Genomic DNA, 16,837 nt, shown 5'->3' on the forward strand with positions numbered 1-16,837 from the left:
GTCTTTTCCCCCGATGGCAAAGTGGTGCGGCGTTTCCTGGGAGACGAGTATTCCAACATTCATGACATGGAAATTCGCGAAGAAGCAGATGGCGAATTCATTTACGGGGCCCGGAATGCGAACGCGGAAGGCATCAAGTTCAACGCGGAGACCGGCGAGATGATCCTCAAACTGCCCTTCCCGGAAGAATCGGGGCTCGATCTGAAGAAGTTCGCCCCGACGGCAATTACCGTGGCTCCTGATGGGGACATCATTCTGTCCGACGGTTACGCCAGTAATTACATTTTCAAGTTCGACAAGAATGGAAAATATAAGTCTCACTTTGGGAAGAAGGGGAACGGACTGAAGGAATTCAATACCGCGCACGGCATGACACTGGATACACGTTACGATCCCCCGCGACTGCTGATCTGCGACCGCAACCATCAGCCCAAAGGCCGTCTGCTGCATTACGATCTGGACGGCAACTTTATCGAAGAAGTGATTACCGGACTGGGCATGCCAACGTCGGTTTCGATTCAGGGCGATTACGTTTCGGTTCCCGACCTGCATGGTCGCCTGGTGATTCTGGACAAGACCAACACCATCGTTGCAGTACTGGGCAACAACGAAGATCCCAAAACCAATCGCAATTTCAATGTGCCCCAGGATCAGTGGCGCGAAGGCATCTTCAGCGGCACCCATGGTTCCTACTGGGACAAAGAGGGTAACCTGTATGTCCAGGACTGGAACGTTTCCGGACGGCTGATGAAGTTGGTGCGGGTGAAGTAGGTCTGTGTAACGCTATCATCGGGTGTTCTGCTTAATATGAAAAAGTGGCTGTTATCTTGTTTGGGCTATACGTTGTGCGCGGTGATTGTGTTGCTGGTCTGTGCGGTGCCTGTCGTAGGCTGTTATGAACTGGGCAAGACGCTCTGGTATCTGACGCAGTATGAGGACCAGACCGGCACCGTAGTCGGCTACAAGAGTAAGCAGTTTAAGCAGGGGACAAAATATGCCTGCGTCGTTAAAACAGCTGATGGAACGAGGATTACGGCGCGGTGGTATGGCAGTAAGGACTGGTGTGAGCGTCAGCAGGGGAAACAGGTCTCTGTTCTGATCAATCCAGAAAAACCGCAGGAAGGTGTTGTCAATTCCCTGATGGACCGCTGGCTGCTGCCGGCGGTTCTGCTGGGACTGACGAGCCTGCTTGTTGTCGGGTATCTGAAAAAACGAAAAACAGGACTGGTTCAAACCGGTGGGACATGATGCGAAAAAGACGTAGCCCGTTTGTAATTATCACAGCAAAGTTGTCGTTCCTGCTGGGAATCTGCTATTGCCTGTTTTATCAGTCGCTGGTTGTGTCTGCTGAACCGAAGGCAGTGGCGGGCTGGGGAGAAAGCCGTCTGCTGGATGAACCGATTACTGAGGGTGTGTTCTGGGTTCAATGTCAGTTTGAACCTTCAAAAGACGGGAGCAGCGGGGCGTTTTTTGATCTGCGGGGCAAGAAGTCAAATGAAGTGATCGCGCGGATAGCGGCGGAGCCTTTTCAGCGCAAAGGTTCAGACGAGAAACAGATCCGCTGGCATTCGGTTTACACACAACCTGACTGGCGGCTCTTTACTTTTACGCCGTTTGAATCTCGGGCTTATACTCTGACAATGCGGGTTGACCTGGATCGGAAGTCGTATGCCTGCTGGGTGGACCAGCAGACGCTGGGAGAAGACCTGCCTTTAACGAGCAGTGCCGCTGTCTCGCAAATCTACCTGGGCAATGCGGACACACCCGATGACGCGGCGGAGGGGGGACAACTGGTTATCTCTAAAACCGCGCCGAAAGGATTTGAGTTCCCGCGCCTGCTGCCGAAAACAGAGGACGATCTGATCTTTCGTTTTGCGGCAGTAGGAGATCCGCAGTTGGGGTTTGGCGGATTTGATGCGGACAAAGCCCGGTTCGCGCTGGCCGTCGATCAGATTAACCGTGCGGGGGCTGAGCTAACGCTGATGCTGGGAGACATGGTGCATATCAAGACCGATCTGAAGGCATATGAAGCCATGCTGGAACTGGTTAAAGGCTTCGACGCGCCTTACCACTATGTGCGGGGCAACCATGAGATTGCGGAACTGTTTATCCGCTATTTTTATCGCGAACTGCATTACTCGTTCGTGCACAAGGGAGTGCGGTTTGTGGTGATCGACGCTGAGGGAAATCATGTGGGCATGAGTGACAGTCAGCTGGACTGGGTCGAAGCGGAGTTTCAGAAAGCAGAAACAGCGGGCGAAGAAATTGTGATCGCGCTGCATGTATCTCCGTGGCAGAATAACGAACGGGGACGGGGAAAATACAACCAGATCGGGGTTGGACGTGACCGATTGCGGGCGCTGATGAAACAGTACCAGGTGCTGCTGTGCCTGAGCGGACACTATCATCGACCGGTGTGGCACGGACATGAAGAAGAGACGCATTACCTGGTGCTGGGAGGGACGGCGATGGTCAGTGCGGGGAGTTTCGGCTGGTGCAGTTTCGATGTTTACCCCGACCGGATTGTGATGCACCATAAGCCACTGTTCTTTGCTTACGAACGTGCCGACGTCAAACAATTGCATTCGGCCCAGGGCTGGTTGAGCTATCAGGAGATCAAAGCACAGCATCCCTACACGCAGCAGGGCCCCCTGACGATTCCACGAAAGCGACCGGTTACCGTGAAGTAGTGCCTCGTATGATCACCTGCTGGTTTGCTGACTGTAGAATGTACCGTGTGCCGAAGCGGGGTGACAGAGGGCCGAACCGGTGCGACAGGGGGGTGAACGGGGTTTGAAAGCGGTCTGATGTGCGTCGATCCGCAGTTTTATGCACGGTGCACAGACTGAACTCAATCTGGTGGGTGATATCGATTATAATCTGTCTCTGTAGCGTTAAATTCTCCTGTATCACTTACAGAATTCATTTTCCGGTGAATCAGGTCATGCATAAGATTATCTCGCTAAGTCGAATATAGAACAGCAAATGCGGGGAAACAATATTTTGCCTCGCGCGCGACGCAGGTAACGCATCATGTTCCGATGCGGGAGCCTGTCAAGCTGATCATTGCGCACTGGATTGAATAATTCTTAGTCGAGTGGTGCGGAAATCTGCAGTTCACAGCGGGAGTCAATGTGAACCTGATTGGTGGAAGCGGTGTCAATTGACGGGTTTAACATGAGTAGAAGATGAACTGGCCTGAAGTTTCTTTTGCCACAGAATCGAGCGCAACCTTGATGAGTGAGGTACCCGTAGATAATCAGAAGTGGCTGGGATGCGAATTCATGGCCAAGCCAGATGCGACGTTCCTGTTGGATGACATTGAAGTTCCACATACAAATATCGATGTTCCGTTTACCGTTTCCAAGGTCGAAGGGAACAGATTGTGGGTGGGTGAGGCGTGGATCAACAAAGTCGAAGTGGTTCCCGTTGCAGATGCTGCCACGTTTTATACGGAGTATGTCCGTAAGCACCCAGATCATGCGTGGGGTTATATGAATCGCGGTCTTGCATGGTGTTGCCTCGACAACAAAGACAATGCCATCACAGACTTCACTCAGGCAATTCGCCTCGACTCGAAATATGCAATTGCCTATTACAATCGGGGTAATAGCTGGGCAGATAATGGGGAATTCGACAAGGCGATCAGAGATTTTAACGAAGCGATCCGGCTCGATCCAGAATATGTGCGTGCGTGGTACAATCGAGGTGTAACCCTGTACGAAATGGATGATGTCGATCAGGCGCTGAAGAATTTCACGGAGGTGATTCGTCTCGATCCGAAGAACGCGGCTGCTTTCAATGATCGGGGAGTGATCTGGAATTTTAAGGGAGAAGTCGATAAAGCGATTCAGGATTTCAGCAAGGCACTCTGGCTTAAACCGGATTATGATTATGCCTTGTACAATCGAGGCGATGTTCGGAATAGAACCGGCGCATACTCCCTCGCGATCAATGACTACAGCGAAGCGATCCGACTAGATCCCAAAGATGAAGCCACCTGCAATTCACTGGCGTGGCTGCTGGCGACTTGTCCCGACGCTGAATTCCGCGATGGAACACAAGCTTATATTTTAGCAGAACAGTTATGTGAGTCAGTCGCATGGGAGGACGCGTATTACCTCGATACTCTGGCAGCAGCGTGTGCAGAAGCAGGCGATTTTCAACAGGCAGTGAAATACCAGGAATTGAGTATCAAATTTCTCGACAAGACGGAAGACAGGAATATATTTATGAATCGGTTGGCTCTCTATCGAGAAGGTCAGCCGTATCATACTCAGCCAGTAGGAACTGAGTCGAAGTGATAAGTGAAGCCAGATCTTTTGACAATGATCAAATCAGATCACTCCTGATTCGCGGCCCAGTAGATGCCGGTGGCGATCAGGGAATGCGGGCCGTTTTTGGTTTCAGCGTGGGGACTGAAGCAGATGACGCGACCGGAGCCGAATTTGGAACGGATGATGGCGTGGGTGCCGATCATCGCTTCAGTCGGGGCACCGTTATTGGCGACTTCGGATTCAAAAGTTGCCAGGACTTCGTAGCCGGGGAGATCGGGTTGATTGTCGGGAACGAGTAAGGGGCCGTTCGAATAATAGATGTTGTACTTTGAATTTGTATTGCTGAGTACTTCCGAGCCGACGGGAGTCAACTGGATGGTGACGTTACTTTTGCCCCGGTTCCAGTGGGAGCGATCCCAGACACGGGCGTTGATGAGATCGAGTGACCACTCGTAATGCGAAGAAGCCAGATAAGCGCCGGCACAGATGCCAACGTAGCCGCCTCCGTTTTTCACGAACGTGCGGACCGCTGCCCGGCCTTCCGGTTTGAGTGCCTTGGCCTGACCGCTGCCACTGCCGCCCGGCATGATGACGACGTCGAAGTTTTTCAAATCACCTTTGCGAATTGCTTCGGGCGAAATGACCGTGGACTCAAAGCCATTTTTCGGGATCAGAAACCGTTGCAGATTCCTGTACCCCTGAGAGCCGGATGCGGGGAAATCAAGAATCGCGACGCGAACCGGCATGGTTTCTTCTGCCATAACCACGGACTGTAGCGAAGCAGGTATAAAAATGCATGCTGCCAGCAGCAGGAAATTTGAAACGGAGTGCATGGGAAAATCTTTCGAATTAACGCTGAGATCAGGGAATCACGATGGTCTTTTTGACAGGAGCAAACGTGGGGGGCGGCGGAGCCGGAAAGGTGATCGCTGCCTGCTTCATTTCGCGAAGTTCCTGCTGCATGGCGGTCATCGCGAGATCTGCCATTTTCTGGTGGAAGCGGGTAATGGCTCCGACAGAGTAGCCATGCTCCTTGCGTGCCTGCTGAAATCTGCTGGTGAGCGTGAGGATTTTATCTTCGACGGGCCAGAGATCAGACCAGATGCCGGGCAGACACTGAGTGCTGATGCTGTTGCCGTCGTCAGTTTTATTCCAGTCGCGGAGGGTGATGGCGATCTCTCCCAGTGCGGCGCCGTTTTCATCAGTCAGTGGTTCAGCGATGGTCTGGACGTCGACCCAGGAGGGAACGGCGAGCGAAAAACTGGGATTGCCGAGGATGGTCCACATCGTCGCCAGCCGGGGATCTTCGCCCGGTTTGACGCCGTGAAAGACAGCTGCGGAAACCGTGGTCGTGCGGCTGATCGTATTTTTGGTAGCGATAGTCGCAGGCAAGGGAGCGGCAGAACCATTGACAGTGCCGGGATGGGGAGTACCTGTTTCCTGAGAAAGATCGCGCGTCAGATGGCGAATGAGATAATCGACGGTGATGCCTTTGTCTTTCTGCAGGTCGAGTCGGGAACAGGCCTGGGAATAGCGTTCTGCAGAATAGATCTTGCCCAGCTGTTCCGGTGTGGGATTAGCCGGGAAATCGTGGGCGGTGGTCGCGAAGTTGGAACGGACGAAATAGCCGTGAGGCGCGACCGCCGGGTCGTTGGCATCGAACATCGTGAAGCTGGTGGGACCGGTTTCAAACAGGGCCGCGCCTCCCTGGGCATCGATGACGCCGAAGTTGGCATCGGTGCGTCGACCGGTCTGATTGGTTTCTTCGAGCAGCTGTTTGAAATCCGCGACGGTGCGGCAGGTCTGCAGCGCGCGTTTGATGAGTGTGCCGTTGTTGAACCCGGTCTTTTTGCCGGGTTGACGGAGGTCGGTGCTGAGGGAGTTTTCGATACAGAAGCCGGCCTCGTTCATGCCCATCCAGGCCGACCTGCGACTGCCGGCATTGACGACGGCAATCGCCCGCAGCGGACCTTCCGTAAGCAGTGCAACTTCATTGTGCCGGGCCGGGGCATCGCGGTTTTTCCAGAGCAGCGGTCGGCCGTCGACGGTTGCTTTGCCACTGATGACGGCGGTGGTGCAGGCATCAGCAGAGGAATCAATCGATGCGATGATCGTGAGCAGCAGCGTGCAGAGGCGAAGGAGCCGAGTATCATTCACAGGCATGCCTGGCGCATCCTTTTCTGGAGAAATTCTATAAGCCGTTACAGTTTCAGAGGTTGTTTATCTGGTTCCGTTATTGTGATATCCAGGCAGGAACCTCTCAAGCCATTCAAGACTGGTTCCCGCAAGCTGCATCAAATCTTCATATTGTGCGAAAGATCGGTCTGCAGGGGAAATAAAAAATCCCCGATTCAGGGGGGATGGTCAAATAAAATCTATAACTGGCGGGGCATTTGTTTTATGCTGAGTGGTGGCGAGCTGCGAGTGTATTCTCTCCGATTTACCGTATATTCAGAAAGGGGCTCTGGCGAAAAGCGAATTGGGACTGGTGTGGTACGGGGAAGGCTGATTATTCCATTCTGCCAGGTCAATCGGTTCAACTAACGGTTCGATTTTCTGATGAAGAAAGAGGAGAACGAATGCTGGGGAATTTTATAGAAGCCGGGACAAATCGTTGCGGATTGATTGTCCTGGCGACGGAGACCAGTCCGGATGCTTAGTGGAAAATAATTCTATTAAAGTGTTGTTGAGATACGGGAGATTTAAACCGTCAGGTAAGTGAAACCACCGAATATGAAATATTGCTGCAAGGAAAAATACCATTTTTAATCGAACTAATATCCTGGTGATTCTGTTCACGGTGGGAGTGCTCTGGGCTGGTTTGTCCTTCCTTTCATCGAAACCTGCAGAAGGTGATTTTCATTTTGATCTGGGCAAAGGCAGATCTCTGGATATCTATTGTGAAGGCGAATTCTTTTATGAACCTCCGGGTTATGTTTCCTATGAAATCACAGAGAATGGTAAAACTCTGGTACCCGAGCGTGATTTTTGTGGTATAGGTCCGCAACGCGTTCCTTCTGGGCGGCTGGAAGTACTGTCAACCCGGGACGGAGAGACGATTGCCTTCCGGCGGAACTTCAATGTGATGATCATGCATGATTTCAAGACGAATCGGAGCTGGCCTGATGAGCATGGTGAGGTGAAATGGAATGATTTTCTGCTGGCGATTGAACTGCTGCAGAGGTTTAAACGGGAAGGGCAAGATCTGTATTCTGACCTTGTGGATCATTATCTGAAGTTTTATCTGTCTTCACCGGATGAGAAATTCAGTGTGAATCAAGTCTGGACCGTGCAGGGGGACCAGGCAGAATTACAACTGCACGTCTCTGATTGGAATGGAGGCAAGGCTCAGTTGCTGTTGCCACGGGAGAAAATAATTGTCCCCTTGTCAGAAAAATTCGACTGGCGTTCAGGGTGGGGAGCAGGCTGGTTGAGCAATCATCGTTTTGGTGTCTGGGTGGCCGGAGCGGGAGTGCATGTCTGGGAATTCTCAGATGATGGAATGAGTAATGAACTGCCAGAACCCTTGGATGCGGAACTGGTTGAGGAAGTGAAATCTTTCCCTGCTCACAGATTCGAACCTCGACATTTCAGGCTCTAGTATTCAAAACTGAATTAGAATTCCTGCTCCCATTGGGGGATCGGTTCACCGCCGGCAGGTGTGCTGAGGGCTTTGAGAATCTGGGGATCGATATTCTGATCGATGAAACGGACATGCCCATCTGCAAACAGCATAAATGCGCCTTTTCTGTCTGGACTGCCAAAGCAGTCGGGGCCGCCGTTTAACCCTTTGGCGGGATCGCGAACATTTGTGGCTGAACCCCAGGCAGGAAAGTGGGAATTGATTTCGCCAGTCATAATCGTGTTGGACAGGCCATCTGCTGCCTGGATGGATTTGGTACTGATATTTTGGTCGATTGGAAACAGCTTCGCGTTAGCACTGAAGTGAGTCAAGCCGTAGCCCTCGGCATCCTGCTTTGGTCCATCCACGAAATGAGAGTTCAGAAACGACGGAATCACAATTGAAAAGACGTCTTTGTTTTCTGGTGCGTTCCAGGGATAGGAATCATCAATCTCCCGCGCCATGGCGGATTCTCCTATGTAGGGCAGCAGACTCGTCATCCAGCCATGCAGGGGTTTATTCTGTGGGTTTGTATTCCCTCCCATCGGAAAATACTGATTGGGTCTGTTGCTGTATATACTCATGGCCATACCAAGCATGCGCAGATTACCACGATGGTTGGCGCGCGATCTGGCTATTTCACGCGACTGTTTCAAAGCGGGATAAGTAAGGGCGAAAATTCCCCCGGCGATCATGAACGCGATCATTACCTGAATTGATACAGACTTTATTTTCTTGACTGATTCAGGTGATGGTGCTGGACACATTTAAAAACCTATATGAGCATACTCATCGTAAATGTAGTTCTTTTCAAAGATTCATAATAACTTCATTTAGCACTTAGATATATAGTGTAACTGAAGTTCCTGTCGCCAGGTGAGAATCAAACCTTGTTTCACTCGCGCCGTGGCGTAGAATGACTTTGTCGCTCAAATTTGGTTACTGCGAGTTGGTCGCGGGTTTTAAAGTCGGATAAAGGAGTCTGAGATGGGCTATGAGATTCAGGGGCAGGTGGCATTGGTTACGGGAGCCAACCGCGGGATTGGCAAAGCGATTCTGGAAGGATTGCTGAAAGCGGGGGCAACCAAAGTGTATGCGGCTGTCCGGGATACATCTTCGGTGGCTGGATTGATTGACGCGTATGGTGATCGCGTAGTGCCTCTGGAATTTGATCTGACGAAGCCGGCATTGATTAAAAACGCTGCGGACGTGGCCAGTGATGTGTCGCTGGTGGTGAATAATGCAGGGGTTCTCAAGCCGGCAACCGCATTGTCTGAGGATGCGGTTGAATCGCTGGAATTCGAGATGAATGCAAACGTGTATGGCCTGATTCGGGTGGCGCAGGCGTTTGCCCCCGTGCTCAAAGCGAACGGAGGCGGGGCGCTGGTGCAGTTGAATTCGGTGGCTTCCCTCAAGAATTTTCCGCAGTTCACGACCTATTGTGCTTCCAAAGCTGCCTCTTATTCTGTGACACAGGCATTAAAAGAGATGTTGAAGGAACAGGGAACACAGGTCGTCAGTGTGCATCCCGGCCCGATTGCCACCGATATGGGAGACGCCGCCGGTTTTGAAGAGATCGCGGAACCTCCCGAACTGGTCGCTGAGGGAATTGTCGCTGCTTTGAAAGCAGGAGAGTTCCATGTCTTCCCGGATTCGATGGCGAAGGATGTGGGCGCCGCGTATCAGAGCTTCGCTGAAAATGTGATCGAAGCAGAGATGGTAGAAGGCTGAGTCATGGGACTTAGAACCAGATAATACACAGGAGAGTTAACTCCCGTTCAAATAAAGTGAATCGATTTTGAATGACTTACACAGGAGAGATTCGATGTGGCGGTTTTTGATTCCTTTTATATTATCTGGTTCGAGTCTGCTGGCTGCAGAGCCCGTTTTTGATGCCATTGATTATGCTACTTCCGAGAAATATCTGATCGCTCCTGCCAGCCTGGGAGATTCGGCAAAGATCAAGGCGCAGGCGCTGAAACTGAAGGCAGACAGCGATCAGCAAACGGTTTCCAATGTGCTGGACTGGATGAATGCCAGTTTGAAATATCAGGCTGAGCTGGCATACGAGTGGCGCAACTATGATTCGGTGATCGGGGATGGCTGCTATGGTGGCTGTGCTGATTATGCGATTGCCTGTGGCGTTCTACTGAAAAGTGCCGGCATCCCGACGGTCTGGGTAAAAACGATGGATGTGCCCTGGATCTGGACTTTGAAAAGAGGAGATTCGTTTCAAACCTGGTCGGGACATGTGTTTCTGGAAGTTTATCTCGACGGAAAATGGGTGCTGCTGGATCCGGGAGCGAAACGGGTTTATCTGAATTATTCACCCGAGGCTCGAATTCTGCCGGGGAATCGTTTTGCCTATCATAAAGGCAATGATCCCAAAACGATGATCATGTCATTGCAATGGGAAGCATGGAAACAACAGACCAAAGCGTATTTTTCGAAACTGGATGCGAGTCTGCTGCCCGTTGACACGTCAGCGTCAGTCGTGCTGGGGAAAACCTGTTTTGTGATCGGCAATTCCCCCTACTATCAGAAGCTGACGAAGTTGGCGCAGGAGAAGGGATTGACTGTGGCCAAGTCGTTCAATACCGGCTACGACACCTATCTGCCGCTGGCGAAGGGGCACGTTATTTACATCGCGACGCACGACGGACAGCCGACGGTTCCCATCGCGACACTGGAGAAGTATTTCCCCAACGCTTCAGCCGGGATTAAGGCAGGCCGGATTACTGTCGACGGGACCGAAATCCTGTTTATCGAATTTTCCAAGGCTTTGTCACTGGAGGAGAAGAGGAAACAGTTGGAGCGGGAGAAGAAACAGCTTGAGCAGGAAAAGCTCCTCGCGCAGTAAGCCGACAGTGATGGCTTGGCTAATGAATTACGATGTAGGGCTATCTCAGAAATGGCAATTATCTTTGATTTATATATTGAGTGTACGACGTCGGAAGAACTGGCCGAAATCAAGTCCCATTTCTCCAACCTTACTCTGGAATTGCAGACGGGTAAAATAACTCACTGGGAGTTTGCATCCGATCAGGATCTCCAGGCATCTGAGGGTGTGCATGCCTGTAGCTTATCGTCTCCCCAATTGAGTGACTGGGCGGTACAGACAGTTTCGGATGCGATTGAATGTACTGAGGCCGGGATCAGGCTCTATCAACACTTGCATCAAGGACCCGATTTCCAGTTTGCACGCGTGGCCTGGGAAGCCAGTCTGATTGAAGTGAACAGTCTGGAAGATTTTCTCGACTACTATAGCTGCGGAAAATCAGAAGAGTGTCGGCTCTCTATTCAATGTGTATTTACTGAAGCCCTGTTTGAAAAACTGGGGAAACCAAAGTTTTGCAAAGCGTTTCGGCCCGGGTATGTCTGGACTGGCTATCGTGGCGAAGAATACCGTCCGTTGTGGAGTAACGATCAGAAAGAGTTGAATGATCTCTATCGCGAGTATTTTCCTCAGACGGATTATTTATAATTCACCAACTGCTGGAATTCAGTCCAGTCGGCCGGGCTGGCGGTTGTTTTTGCCTTTGCGTTTGGTGCCGGAATCGCCGAGGTCTGCGCGGGCCTGTTCTCCGAGCACGGTCAGGCGTTTGACGACTTCGGGGTGCTGGTCGGCGACGTTTTTGCTTTCGCTGACATCGTCTTCGAGGTTATAGAGGGCCAGATCAGTTTTCTTCTGAACGTAAGGTCCGGGGGTGCCTCCGGAACCGGGTTTGTCTTTCAGGCTGCGATAAGGATGAGGGAAGTGCAGTTTCCATTTGCCGCTGCGGACGGCGTTGAGATGATCGCCCCAGTAGAAGTAGAGGGCTTCGTGGGGAGACTTTGCTCCCTTTTCGCCGCTCATCAGAGGCCAGATATTCTTGCCGTCGATGATCCGATCCTGGGGGACTTTACCGCCGGAGAGATACGCGATGGTGGGGAGGATATCGATGGTCATCGCCATCTGGCTGCAGACGGAGCCCGCTGGAATCTGACCAGGCCAGGCCATGATGCAGGGTTCGCGTTGACCACCATCCCAGGCGGTTCCTTTGCCTTCACGCAGCGGGAGAGCGGAGCCGGCGTGATCGCCGTAGGAGAGCCAGGGGCCGTTATCGGAGGTGAAGATGACCAGTGTGTTCTCTTCGATGCCGTTTTCTTTGAGTGCCTGTCGAATCTGGCCGACGGACCAGTCGATTTCCATGATGACATCGCCGTAGAGCCCCTGTTCGGACTTGCCTTTGAACTTGTCGCTGACGAACAGGGGGACGTGTGGCATCGAGTGTGGGACGTAGAGGAAGAAGGGCTGGTCATGATTTTTATTGATGAAGGAGACTGCTCGTTCGGTGTACCAGGTGGTGAGTTGGGCCTGTTCTTCGCCGGTGACTTTGGGGTTAATGACGGTTTCGTTTTCGATCAGCGGGAGATCGGGAAAGCGTTTGCCGGCGGTGGGGTGGAAGGGCCACATATCGTTGGAGTAGGGGAGCCCGAAATATTCATCGAAGCCGTGACGTGTGGGCAGGAATTCGGGGAGGTGTCCCAGGTGCCATTTGCCGTAGATTGCAGTGGCATAGCCTTGTGGTTTGACGACTTCGGCGATGGTGGTTTCATCAGAGTTAATCCCGATTTTGGATTGGGGCCCCAGTGCGCCGCGGATACCCACCCGATTGGGATAGCAGCCTGTGAGCAGTGCGACGCGGGAAGCAGAGCAGACGGCCTGGGCCGCGTAGAAGTCGGTGAAGCGGACACCGTCTTTTGCCATCTGGTCGAGGTTGGGAGTTTTGATATTGGGAGAGCCGAAGACGCCGACATCCTGGTAGCCTTGATCGTCGGTGAAGATGATGACGAAGTTGGGATGCTGACGGGCCGGTCGGGCTTCTGCTTGATTCGCGAGCAGGGACAGGAATGCCAGGCAGATGATTGAAAAGCTGATCCCGGAGAACCGTTTCAACATGAGCTGTGAAGAAAATCGTGTTTCAATATCGGCCATGGATTTCCCTTCCGGAGAGCAGGCGGGTTGTGAATTGACTACAACCAGCTTACCGGAAAGGAGATCGTCTTTTCAATGCTCGTGCAGATTACTCGCCTCGGAAGTGAGCATCCTGGACGGGCACGAGTTGTTCCAGGCAGGCAAACAAAACGCCGGCTGGTGAGCCGATGGCGTCGATATGGGCGACGATTTCTTCAGGATAGCAGCTGAGTACAAGTGCCGATTCTTCGCGGTAGATTTCGAAGCGGCGACGGATGACAGTTTCGTTGGCATCGTCGGCACGGTTTTCCCGGATCGCGCGGTGGCGGATGCGGTGGATCATTTCCTCTTCGTCGCTACAGGTCAGGTGCAGGACTTTGAGGACATCAATATGCTGTTCCAGGATTTTAGCCTGCTGGATATTCCGGGGAATACCATCGAGGATGAGAATGTCTTTTCGTGGTTTGTACATGGAGAGGGTGGCACGAGCATCGAGTCCCTGTTTCCAGATCCGAATACTGAGGTCATCGGGAACGAGTTCGCCGCGAGAGCTGTATTTGTAGATCTCCTGACCTTCCGGCGATTCAATATCGATTGAGCGGAATACATCGCCGCTGGAAAGGTGAAAGAAGCCGGGAATCTGGCCGAGGATTCGTCCCTGAGTTCCCTTACCAACGCCGGGAGCACCAAACAGCAGGACGGCTTTTCTACGTTCCGTCGCCATAGTTATGCCTCTATGTATCAAGATCAATCGTGTTTCAGTAGCCACGGTGGTTACTGCTTTTCTAATCCAGACAGGCCGCCTGAATTCAGTTTATTACAATAACGTTTCAGCCGACAAATCTCACCCTGGCGGGGGAGTTATTAATGAAGGTAAATAAAAAACACTCCGAAAAACATGAGAGTTTTTCGGAGTGTTGAATTGATTTGCTGATCGTGGTTAGCGTGAAATCAATGCCACAACCTGACCGACGTCGACCGGGAGGCTGACATCTTCCATTGTGGGAGCAGTGACAACCGTGGCTGTCAGTTCTTTTTTCTCGAGTGTGAGCCATGCACAGCCGGGACGACCTGACTCAACCTGCTCTGCGTAGAGCTTTTTGAGATTAGGACGATTGCGGACGGTGATGACATCGCCGGGTTTCACCCAGATGGATGGTTTATTGACAGTCTGACCGTTCAACTGGAAGTGGGCGTGTACGATTCCCTGACGGGCCTGTGGACGAGTCTGGGCAAAGCCAGCCCGGCAGACAACGTTATCGAGACGACGTTCGCAGAGAACCAGCAGGGCTTCCCCGGTGTTCCCTTTGATGCGGCGGGCTTTGTCGAAGTAGCGACGCAGCTGACGTTCACGGAGACCGTAGTAATATTTGATCTTCTGTTTTTCGATCAGAGCCAGACCGAAGTTAGATGCTTTGCGGCGGCGCTGTGACATTCCAGGGGGAAGGTTCCGCTGGTCCAATGCACGTGTTGCACCTGCGTCTTCAAAAACCAAAGCTCCCAGACGACGGTTGACCCGTCCTTTTGGTCCTGTGTAACGACCCATTCAGAGTTTCTCCCAGATTAATCACAAGCTGCCGAACACGTAACTTGTTGAACGGCAAAGAAATATACGTAAGGTCTGATCGAAGTAAACTATTTTTACATAATAGGTTACATTCAAATGCCAAGAGGATCAGACCAGTTTGAGCAGTCAGGGTCTTGGGTTACAATGCTTGACAGCGCGTAACACAACCTTTAAAGCGGTCCGCTGTTATCGCAAATTCAATCAGAATCGTCAACCAACTGGGCAGCAGGATCAGAAAATCTCAGAAAATATCAGGTTGTCGAATCCGGAAAGGGATTCAAGTCGGCTGATATTCTGGAATGGGACTGGTTCTTATGTACACTTTTTGCTGCTGAAGACCTGCGGGAATGAAACGGAAGCCCGAAACAGGGAGGCGGGCTCTTCGGATTCCACGGCAATTCGTGGCAGATCCCACTGGTCCGGTTTTCCCAATGGAGCGAAGCCGCCGTAGTAGCTGAACCCCCAGCGGAAACCGGCTTGCGTCAGGCAGTCACGGGTATGCTGGTTAAAGCAGTCTTTCCCGCCCACGGGGTAGCTGAAACTGGTGATCTCCTGCCCGATTTCTGTTTCGATTCGTTGTTTACAGTGTTCCACTTCAAACTGTTGAATCTCCGGTGATTGCCGGGAGAGTATGGGGTGGGTGACAGTGTGGCCGCCGATGTCCATGCCGGCTTCGCTCATTTCGCGAATCATATCCCAGGTCATCCAGACGTAATCAGCGATCTCCTGCGGGCAGCGACCTGCACCGGTTGCTTCCGCCAGGAAATTCAGAAAATTGTCTGTCTGATCACCGCTCAGTTTTTTGTATCTGCTCAAGAGAAATCTAATCGATTGCCTGCAGTGATCCGGATGCAGAGACAGGTTTTCCCCCGTCAGTTCATTGGACTGAATCCTCTCTCGCGTTGCACTGCGGACCATCCAGGAGATTTCATCCCACCAGCCCACTTTCCTGTCGTCCAGAAAGCCGGTTGTCAGAAAGAATGTTGCGGGGGCGTTATAAGATCTGATAATGGGAAAGGCCCATTCGTAATTATCAATGTATCCATCGTCAAATGTAACGAGAACATACCGGCCGCGAGGCTGATTCCAGATATGATCCAGATCGCGGATGCGGATCATATCGAAATTCAGGCTGAGAAATCGAATCTGCTTTTCGAAGTCTTCTGCAGTTGCACTCCACAAGTCATGATCGAACACGGAATTGTTGATGTCACCCACGCGGTGGTAATTCAATACCAGCAGCCCATTCCAGACGGAGGCATTCCGCGCCAGACGATTCATTCCGGTCCAGTCGAGTGCTTTGGCCAGCAGTTCTTTTTTACTCACGGAGCAGGTTCCTTTCAGATGATTTCTAATCTGCCGATACAGTTTCATTTTTCAAATGTATCTCAGAGGGATTCAATCAGCTGTGGCGGCAGATGCAGGTAGTGGCCTGCTTTGCGTTTGGATTCGATGTCGCCATACACCAGGGCCACCTGTTCGGCTGGCAGATCAGTGCCCGCGGCAACTTCTTCTGCGGTATAGCCGTGATTCAGTCCATACAGGCAGCAGTCGAGTTTGTCGTAGGAGACAGCAAAGAAAAATTCTTCCTGGGACTGTTCCAGAGAATAAGTGTCTGTCGTCGGTGGACGCATCCGAATGACTTCCGGTACATCGAGATATTCTGCGAGCTGATATACCTGAGACTTATACAGATGGGCGATTGGTTTCAGGTCGGCTGCGCCATCGCCGTTTTTGACGAAGAATCCCTGATCGTATTCGAGACGGTTGGGAGTGCCGGGGACGGCGTAGTTTAATCGGTCGGCGTGGTAGTATTCCATCATCTTGCGACAGCGCTGTTTAAAGTTTGTCGCAGCGACAATCGTCTGATAGGCAGATAACGGCAGACGTTTTTTGATGAATTTGCCTTCAGGTGTCTGGACGACGACCGAAAAGACACGATATCCGCCTTCCTGCAGCAGGTTGGGCAGAACAATTTTTGATTTCCAGTGTGGTTCGTACTCAGGTATTACCTGCCTGATGGCGACATCGCGGCGTTCATAACAGCCTGCGCCCTGCAGCATGGGAGAGATGTTCTCCACGATGGCTTCCACGTTGAAATGATCTGCCAGTAACTGTCCAAAGGTCAAACTTTCGTCTTTGGTGTCATGTTCGGGCATCATGATTCCCAGCACACGATCCGCACCAAAGGCCCGTACACAGAGTGCCGTCACGACACTGCTGTCGATACCTCCTGAGAGTCCCAGCACAGCGCCCTTTTTTCGCATCGTTTTACGAACGGTTTTCTGCATCCAGCTGACAATACGATCTGTTTCGGCTGCGCAGTCAAGCTTGAGTAATTCCGGTTTAAAGATCCTGGTCTGTGTAATCATTGTTATTCATCCTCATATGTTGTGTGGAACGCGTGGCTGCGA

Annotated in this window: 16 protein-coding genes; 8 read left to right on the forward strand and 8 right to left on the reverse strand. The window is 51.9% G+C overall.

Going from position 1 to position 16,837, the window contains the following annotated elements; genetic code table 11:
* From AACZ40_RS09935 to AACZ40_RS09950, 4 genes are all read left to right on the forward strand, one after another.
* Positions 1-771 (forward strand): 6-bladed beta-propeller (locus AACZ40_RS09935; RefSeq protein ID WP_339674288.1); only part of this gene is annotated, 771 nt, incomplete at its 5' end.
* A gap of 36 nt (positions 772-807) precedes the next feature.
* Complete coding sequence (locus AACZ40_RS09940) at positions 808-1,248, forward strand: DUF3592 domain-containing protein (RefSeq protein WP_291168673.1); 441 nt, start codon at positions 808-810, stop codon at positions 1,246-1,248.
* A complete protein-coding gene (locus AACZ40_RS09945; RefSeq protein ID WP_291168671.1) occupies positions 1,245-2,690 on the forward strand; it encodes a metallophosphoesterase in 1,446 nt (481 codons plus the stop codon). Before AACZ40_RS09940 ends, AACZ40_RS09945 begins: the two co-directional genes overlap by 4 nt.
* A gap of 498 nt (positions 2,691-3,188) precedes the next feature.
* Positions 3,189-4,304: a tetratricopeptide repeat protein gene (locus AACZ40_RS09950; protein ID WP_291168669.1), complete on the forward strand. Its 1,116-nt coding sequence runs from the start codon at positions 3,189-3,191 to the stop codon at positions 4,302-4,304.
* Between the two features lie 38 nt (positions 4,305-4,342).
* Here AACZ40_RS09950 and AACZ40_RS09955 read toward each other — a convergent pair whose 3' ends face one another.
* On the reverse strand, positions 4,343-5,110 hold the full coding sequence (locus AACZ40_RS09955; protein ID WP_291168667.1) for a BPL-N domain-containing protein: 768 nt from the start codon (positions 5,108-5,110) through the stop codon (positions 4,343-4,345).
* Positions 5,111-5,138: 28 nt separating this feature from the next.
* On the reverse strand, positions 5,139-6,440 hold the full coding sequence (locus AACZ40_RS09960; RefSeq protein ID WP_291168665.1) for a carcinine hydrolase/isopenicillin-N N-acyltransferase family protein: 1,302 nt from the start codon (positions 6,438-6,440) through the stop codon (positions 5,139-5,141).
* Positions 6,441-7,062: 622 nt separating this feature from the next.
* Between AACZ40_RS09960 and AACZ40_RS09965 the strand changes: the two genes are divergently transcribed.
* Positions 7,063-7,878, forward strand: coding sequence for a hypothetical protein (locus AACZ40_RS09965; RefSeq protein ID WP_291168663.1), 816 nt, complete (start codon positions 7,063-7,065; stop codon positions 7,876-7,878).
* Between the two features lie 14 nt (positions 7,879-7,892).
* Here the strand turns inward: AACZ40_RS09965 and AACZ40_RS09970 are convergent, their stop codons facing one another.
* A complete protein-coding gene (locus AACZ40_RS09970) occupies positions 7,893-8,606 on the reverse strand; it encodes a DUF1559 domain-containing protein (protein ID WP_291168662.1) in 714 nt (237 codons plus the stop codon).
* 280 nt (positions 8,607-8,886) lie between these two features.
* Between AACZ40_RS09970 and AACZ40_RS09975 the strand changes: the two genes are divergently transcribed.
* The 3 genes from AACZ40_RS09975 to AACZ40_RS09985 all read left to right on the forward strand — a co-directional run bounded on the left by AACZ40_RS09975 (position 8,887) and on the right by AACZ40_RS09985 (position 11,383).
* Positions 8,887-9,630 (forward strand): SDR family oxidoreductase, encoded by a 744-nt coding sequence (locus AACZ40_RS09975; protein ID WP_291168661.1) that lies wholly within the window; start codon positions 8,887-8,889, stop codon positions 9,628-9,630.
* Between the two features lie 94 nt (positions 9,631-9,724).
* A complete protein-coding gene (locus tag AACZ40_RS09980) occupies positions 9,725-10,759 on the forward strand; it encodes a transglutaminase domain-containing protein (protein WP_291168660.1) in 1,035 nt (344 codons plus the stop codon).
* A gap of 51 nt (positions 10,760-10,810) precedes the next feature.
* A complete protein-coding gene (locus AACZ40_RS09985) occupies positions 10,811-11,383 on the forward strand; it encodes a hypothetical protein (RefSeq protein WP_291168658.1) in 573 nt (190 codons plus the stop codon).
* 18 nt (positions 11,384-11,401) lie between these two features.
* On the opposite strand, the gene AACZ40_RS09990 is transcribed toward AACZ40_RS09985, so the two are convergent.
* From AACZ40_RS09990 to nadE, 5 genes are all read right to left on the reverse strand, one after another.
* A complete protein-coding gene (locus AACZ40_RS09990; RefSeq protein ID WP_291168656.1) occupies positions 11,402-12,877 on the reverse strand; it encodes a sulfatase in 1,476 nt (491 codons plus the stop codon).
* Between the two features lie 88 nt (positions 12,878-12,965).
* Positions 12,966-13,580, reverse strand: a complete 615-nt coding sequence (locus AACZ40_RS09995; RefSeq protein WP_291168654.1) for a nucleoside monophosphate kinase — start codon at positions 13,578-13,580, stop codon at positions 12,966-12,968.
* A gap of 216 nt (positions 13,581-13,796) precedes the next feature.
* Positions 13,797-14,402 carry a 30S ribosomal protein S4 gene (rpsD, locus tag AACZ40_RS10000; RefSeq protein WP_291168652.1) on the reverse strand — a complete coding sequence of 202 codons (606 nt, stop codon included), beginning with the start codon at positions 14,400-14,402 and terminating at the stop codon, positions 13,797-13,799.
* 333 nt (positions 14,403-14,735) lie between these two features.
* Entirely contained in the window at positions 14,736-15,749 is a 1,014-nt protein-coding gene (locus AACZ40_RS10005) for a polysaccharide deacetylase family protein (protein WP_291168650.1), read from the reverse strand.
* Positions 15,750-15,811: 62 nt separating this feature from the next.
* The gene (nadE, locus tag AACZ40_RS10010; protein WP_291168648.1) at positions 15,812-16,795 is read right to left on the reverse strand and encodes an NAD(+) synthase; all 984 of its coding nucleotides are present in this window, start codon (positions 16,793-16,795) and stop codon (positions 15,812-15,814) included.
* Positions 16,796-16,837: the final 42 nt, after the last annotated feature.

Origin of the sequence: uncultured Gimesia sp., assembly GCF_963972345.1 — a bacterium.
Lineage (GTDB): Bacteria > Planctomycetota > Planctomycetia > Planctomycetales > Planctomycetaceae > Gimesia.

What these genes read in the sequence shown, in the direction of transcription:
- AACZ40_RS09940 (WP_291168673.1), top strand. Translation starts at nt 808, where the DNA reads ATGAAAAAGTGGCTGTTATCTTGTTTGGGCTATACGTTGTGCGCGGTG.
- AACZ40_RS09945 (WP_291168671.1), top strand. Translation starts at nt 1,245, where the DNA reads ATGATGCGAAAAAGACGTAGCCCGTTTGTAATTATCACAGCAAAGTTG.
- AACZ40_RS09950 (WP_291168669.1), top strand. Translation starts at nt 3,189, where the DNA reads ATGAACTGGCCTGAAGTTTCTTTTGCCACAGAATCGAGCGCAACCTTG.
- AACZ40_RS09955 (WP_291168667.1), bottom strand. Translation starts at nt 5,110, where the DNA reads ATGCACTCCGTTTCAAATTTCCTGCTGCTGGCAGCATGCATTTTTATA.
- AACZ40_RS09960 (WP_291168665.1), bottom strand. Translation starts at nt 6,440, where the DNA reads ATGCCTGTGAATGATACTCGGCTCCTTCGCCTCTGCACGCTGCTGCTC.
- AACZ40_RS09970 (WP_291168662.1), bottom strand. Translation starts at nt 8,606, where the DNA reads ATGATCGCGTTCATGATCGCCGGGGGAATTTTCGCCCTTACTTATCCC.
- AACZ40_RS09975 (WP_291168661.1), top strand. Translation starts at nt 8,887, where the DNA reads ATGGGCTATGAGATTCAGGGGCAGGTGGCATTGGTTACGGGAGCCAAC.
- AACZ40_RS09980 (WP_291168660.1), top strand. Translation starts at nt 9,725, where the DNA reads ATGTGGCGGTTTTTGATTCCTTTTATATTATCTGGTTCGAGTCTGCTG.
- AACZ40_RS09985 (WP_291168658.1), top strand. Translation starts at nt 10,811, where the DNA reads ATGGCAATTATCTTTGATTTATATATTGAGTGTACGACGTCGGAAGAA.
- AACZ40_RS09990 (WP_291168656.1), bottom strand. Translation starts at nt 12,877, where the DNA reads ATGGCCGATATTGAAACACGATTTTCTTCACAGCTCATGTTGAAACGG.
- AACZ40_RS09995 (WP_291168654.1), bottom strand. Translation starts at nt 13,580, where the DNA reads ATGGCGACGGAACGTAGAAAAGCCGTCCTGCTGTTTGGTGCTCCCGGC.
- rpsD (WP_291168652.1), bottom strand. Translation starts at nt 14,402, where the DNA reads ATGGGTCGTTACACAGGACCAAAAGGACGGGTCAACCGTCGTCTGGGA.
- nadE (WP_291168648.1), bottom strand. Translation starts at nt 16,795, where the DNA reads ATGATTACACAGACCAGGATCTTTAAACCGGAATTACTCAAGCTTGAC.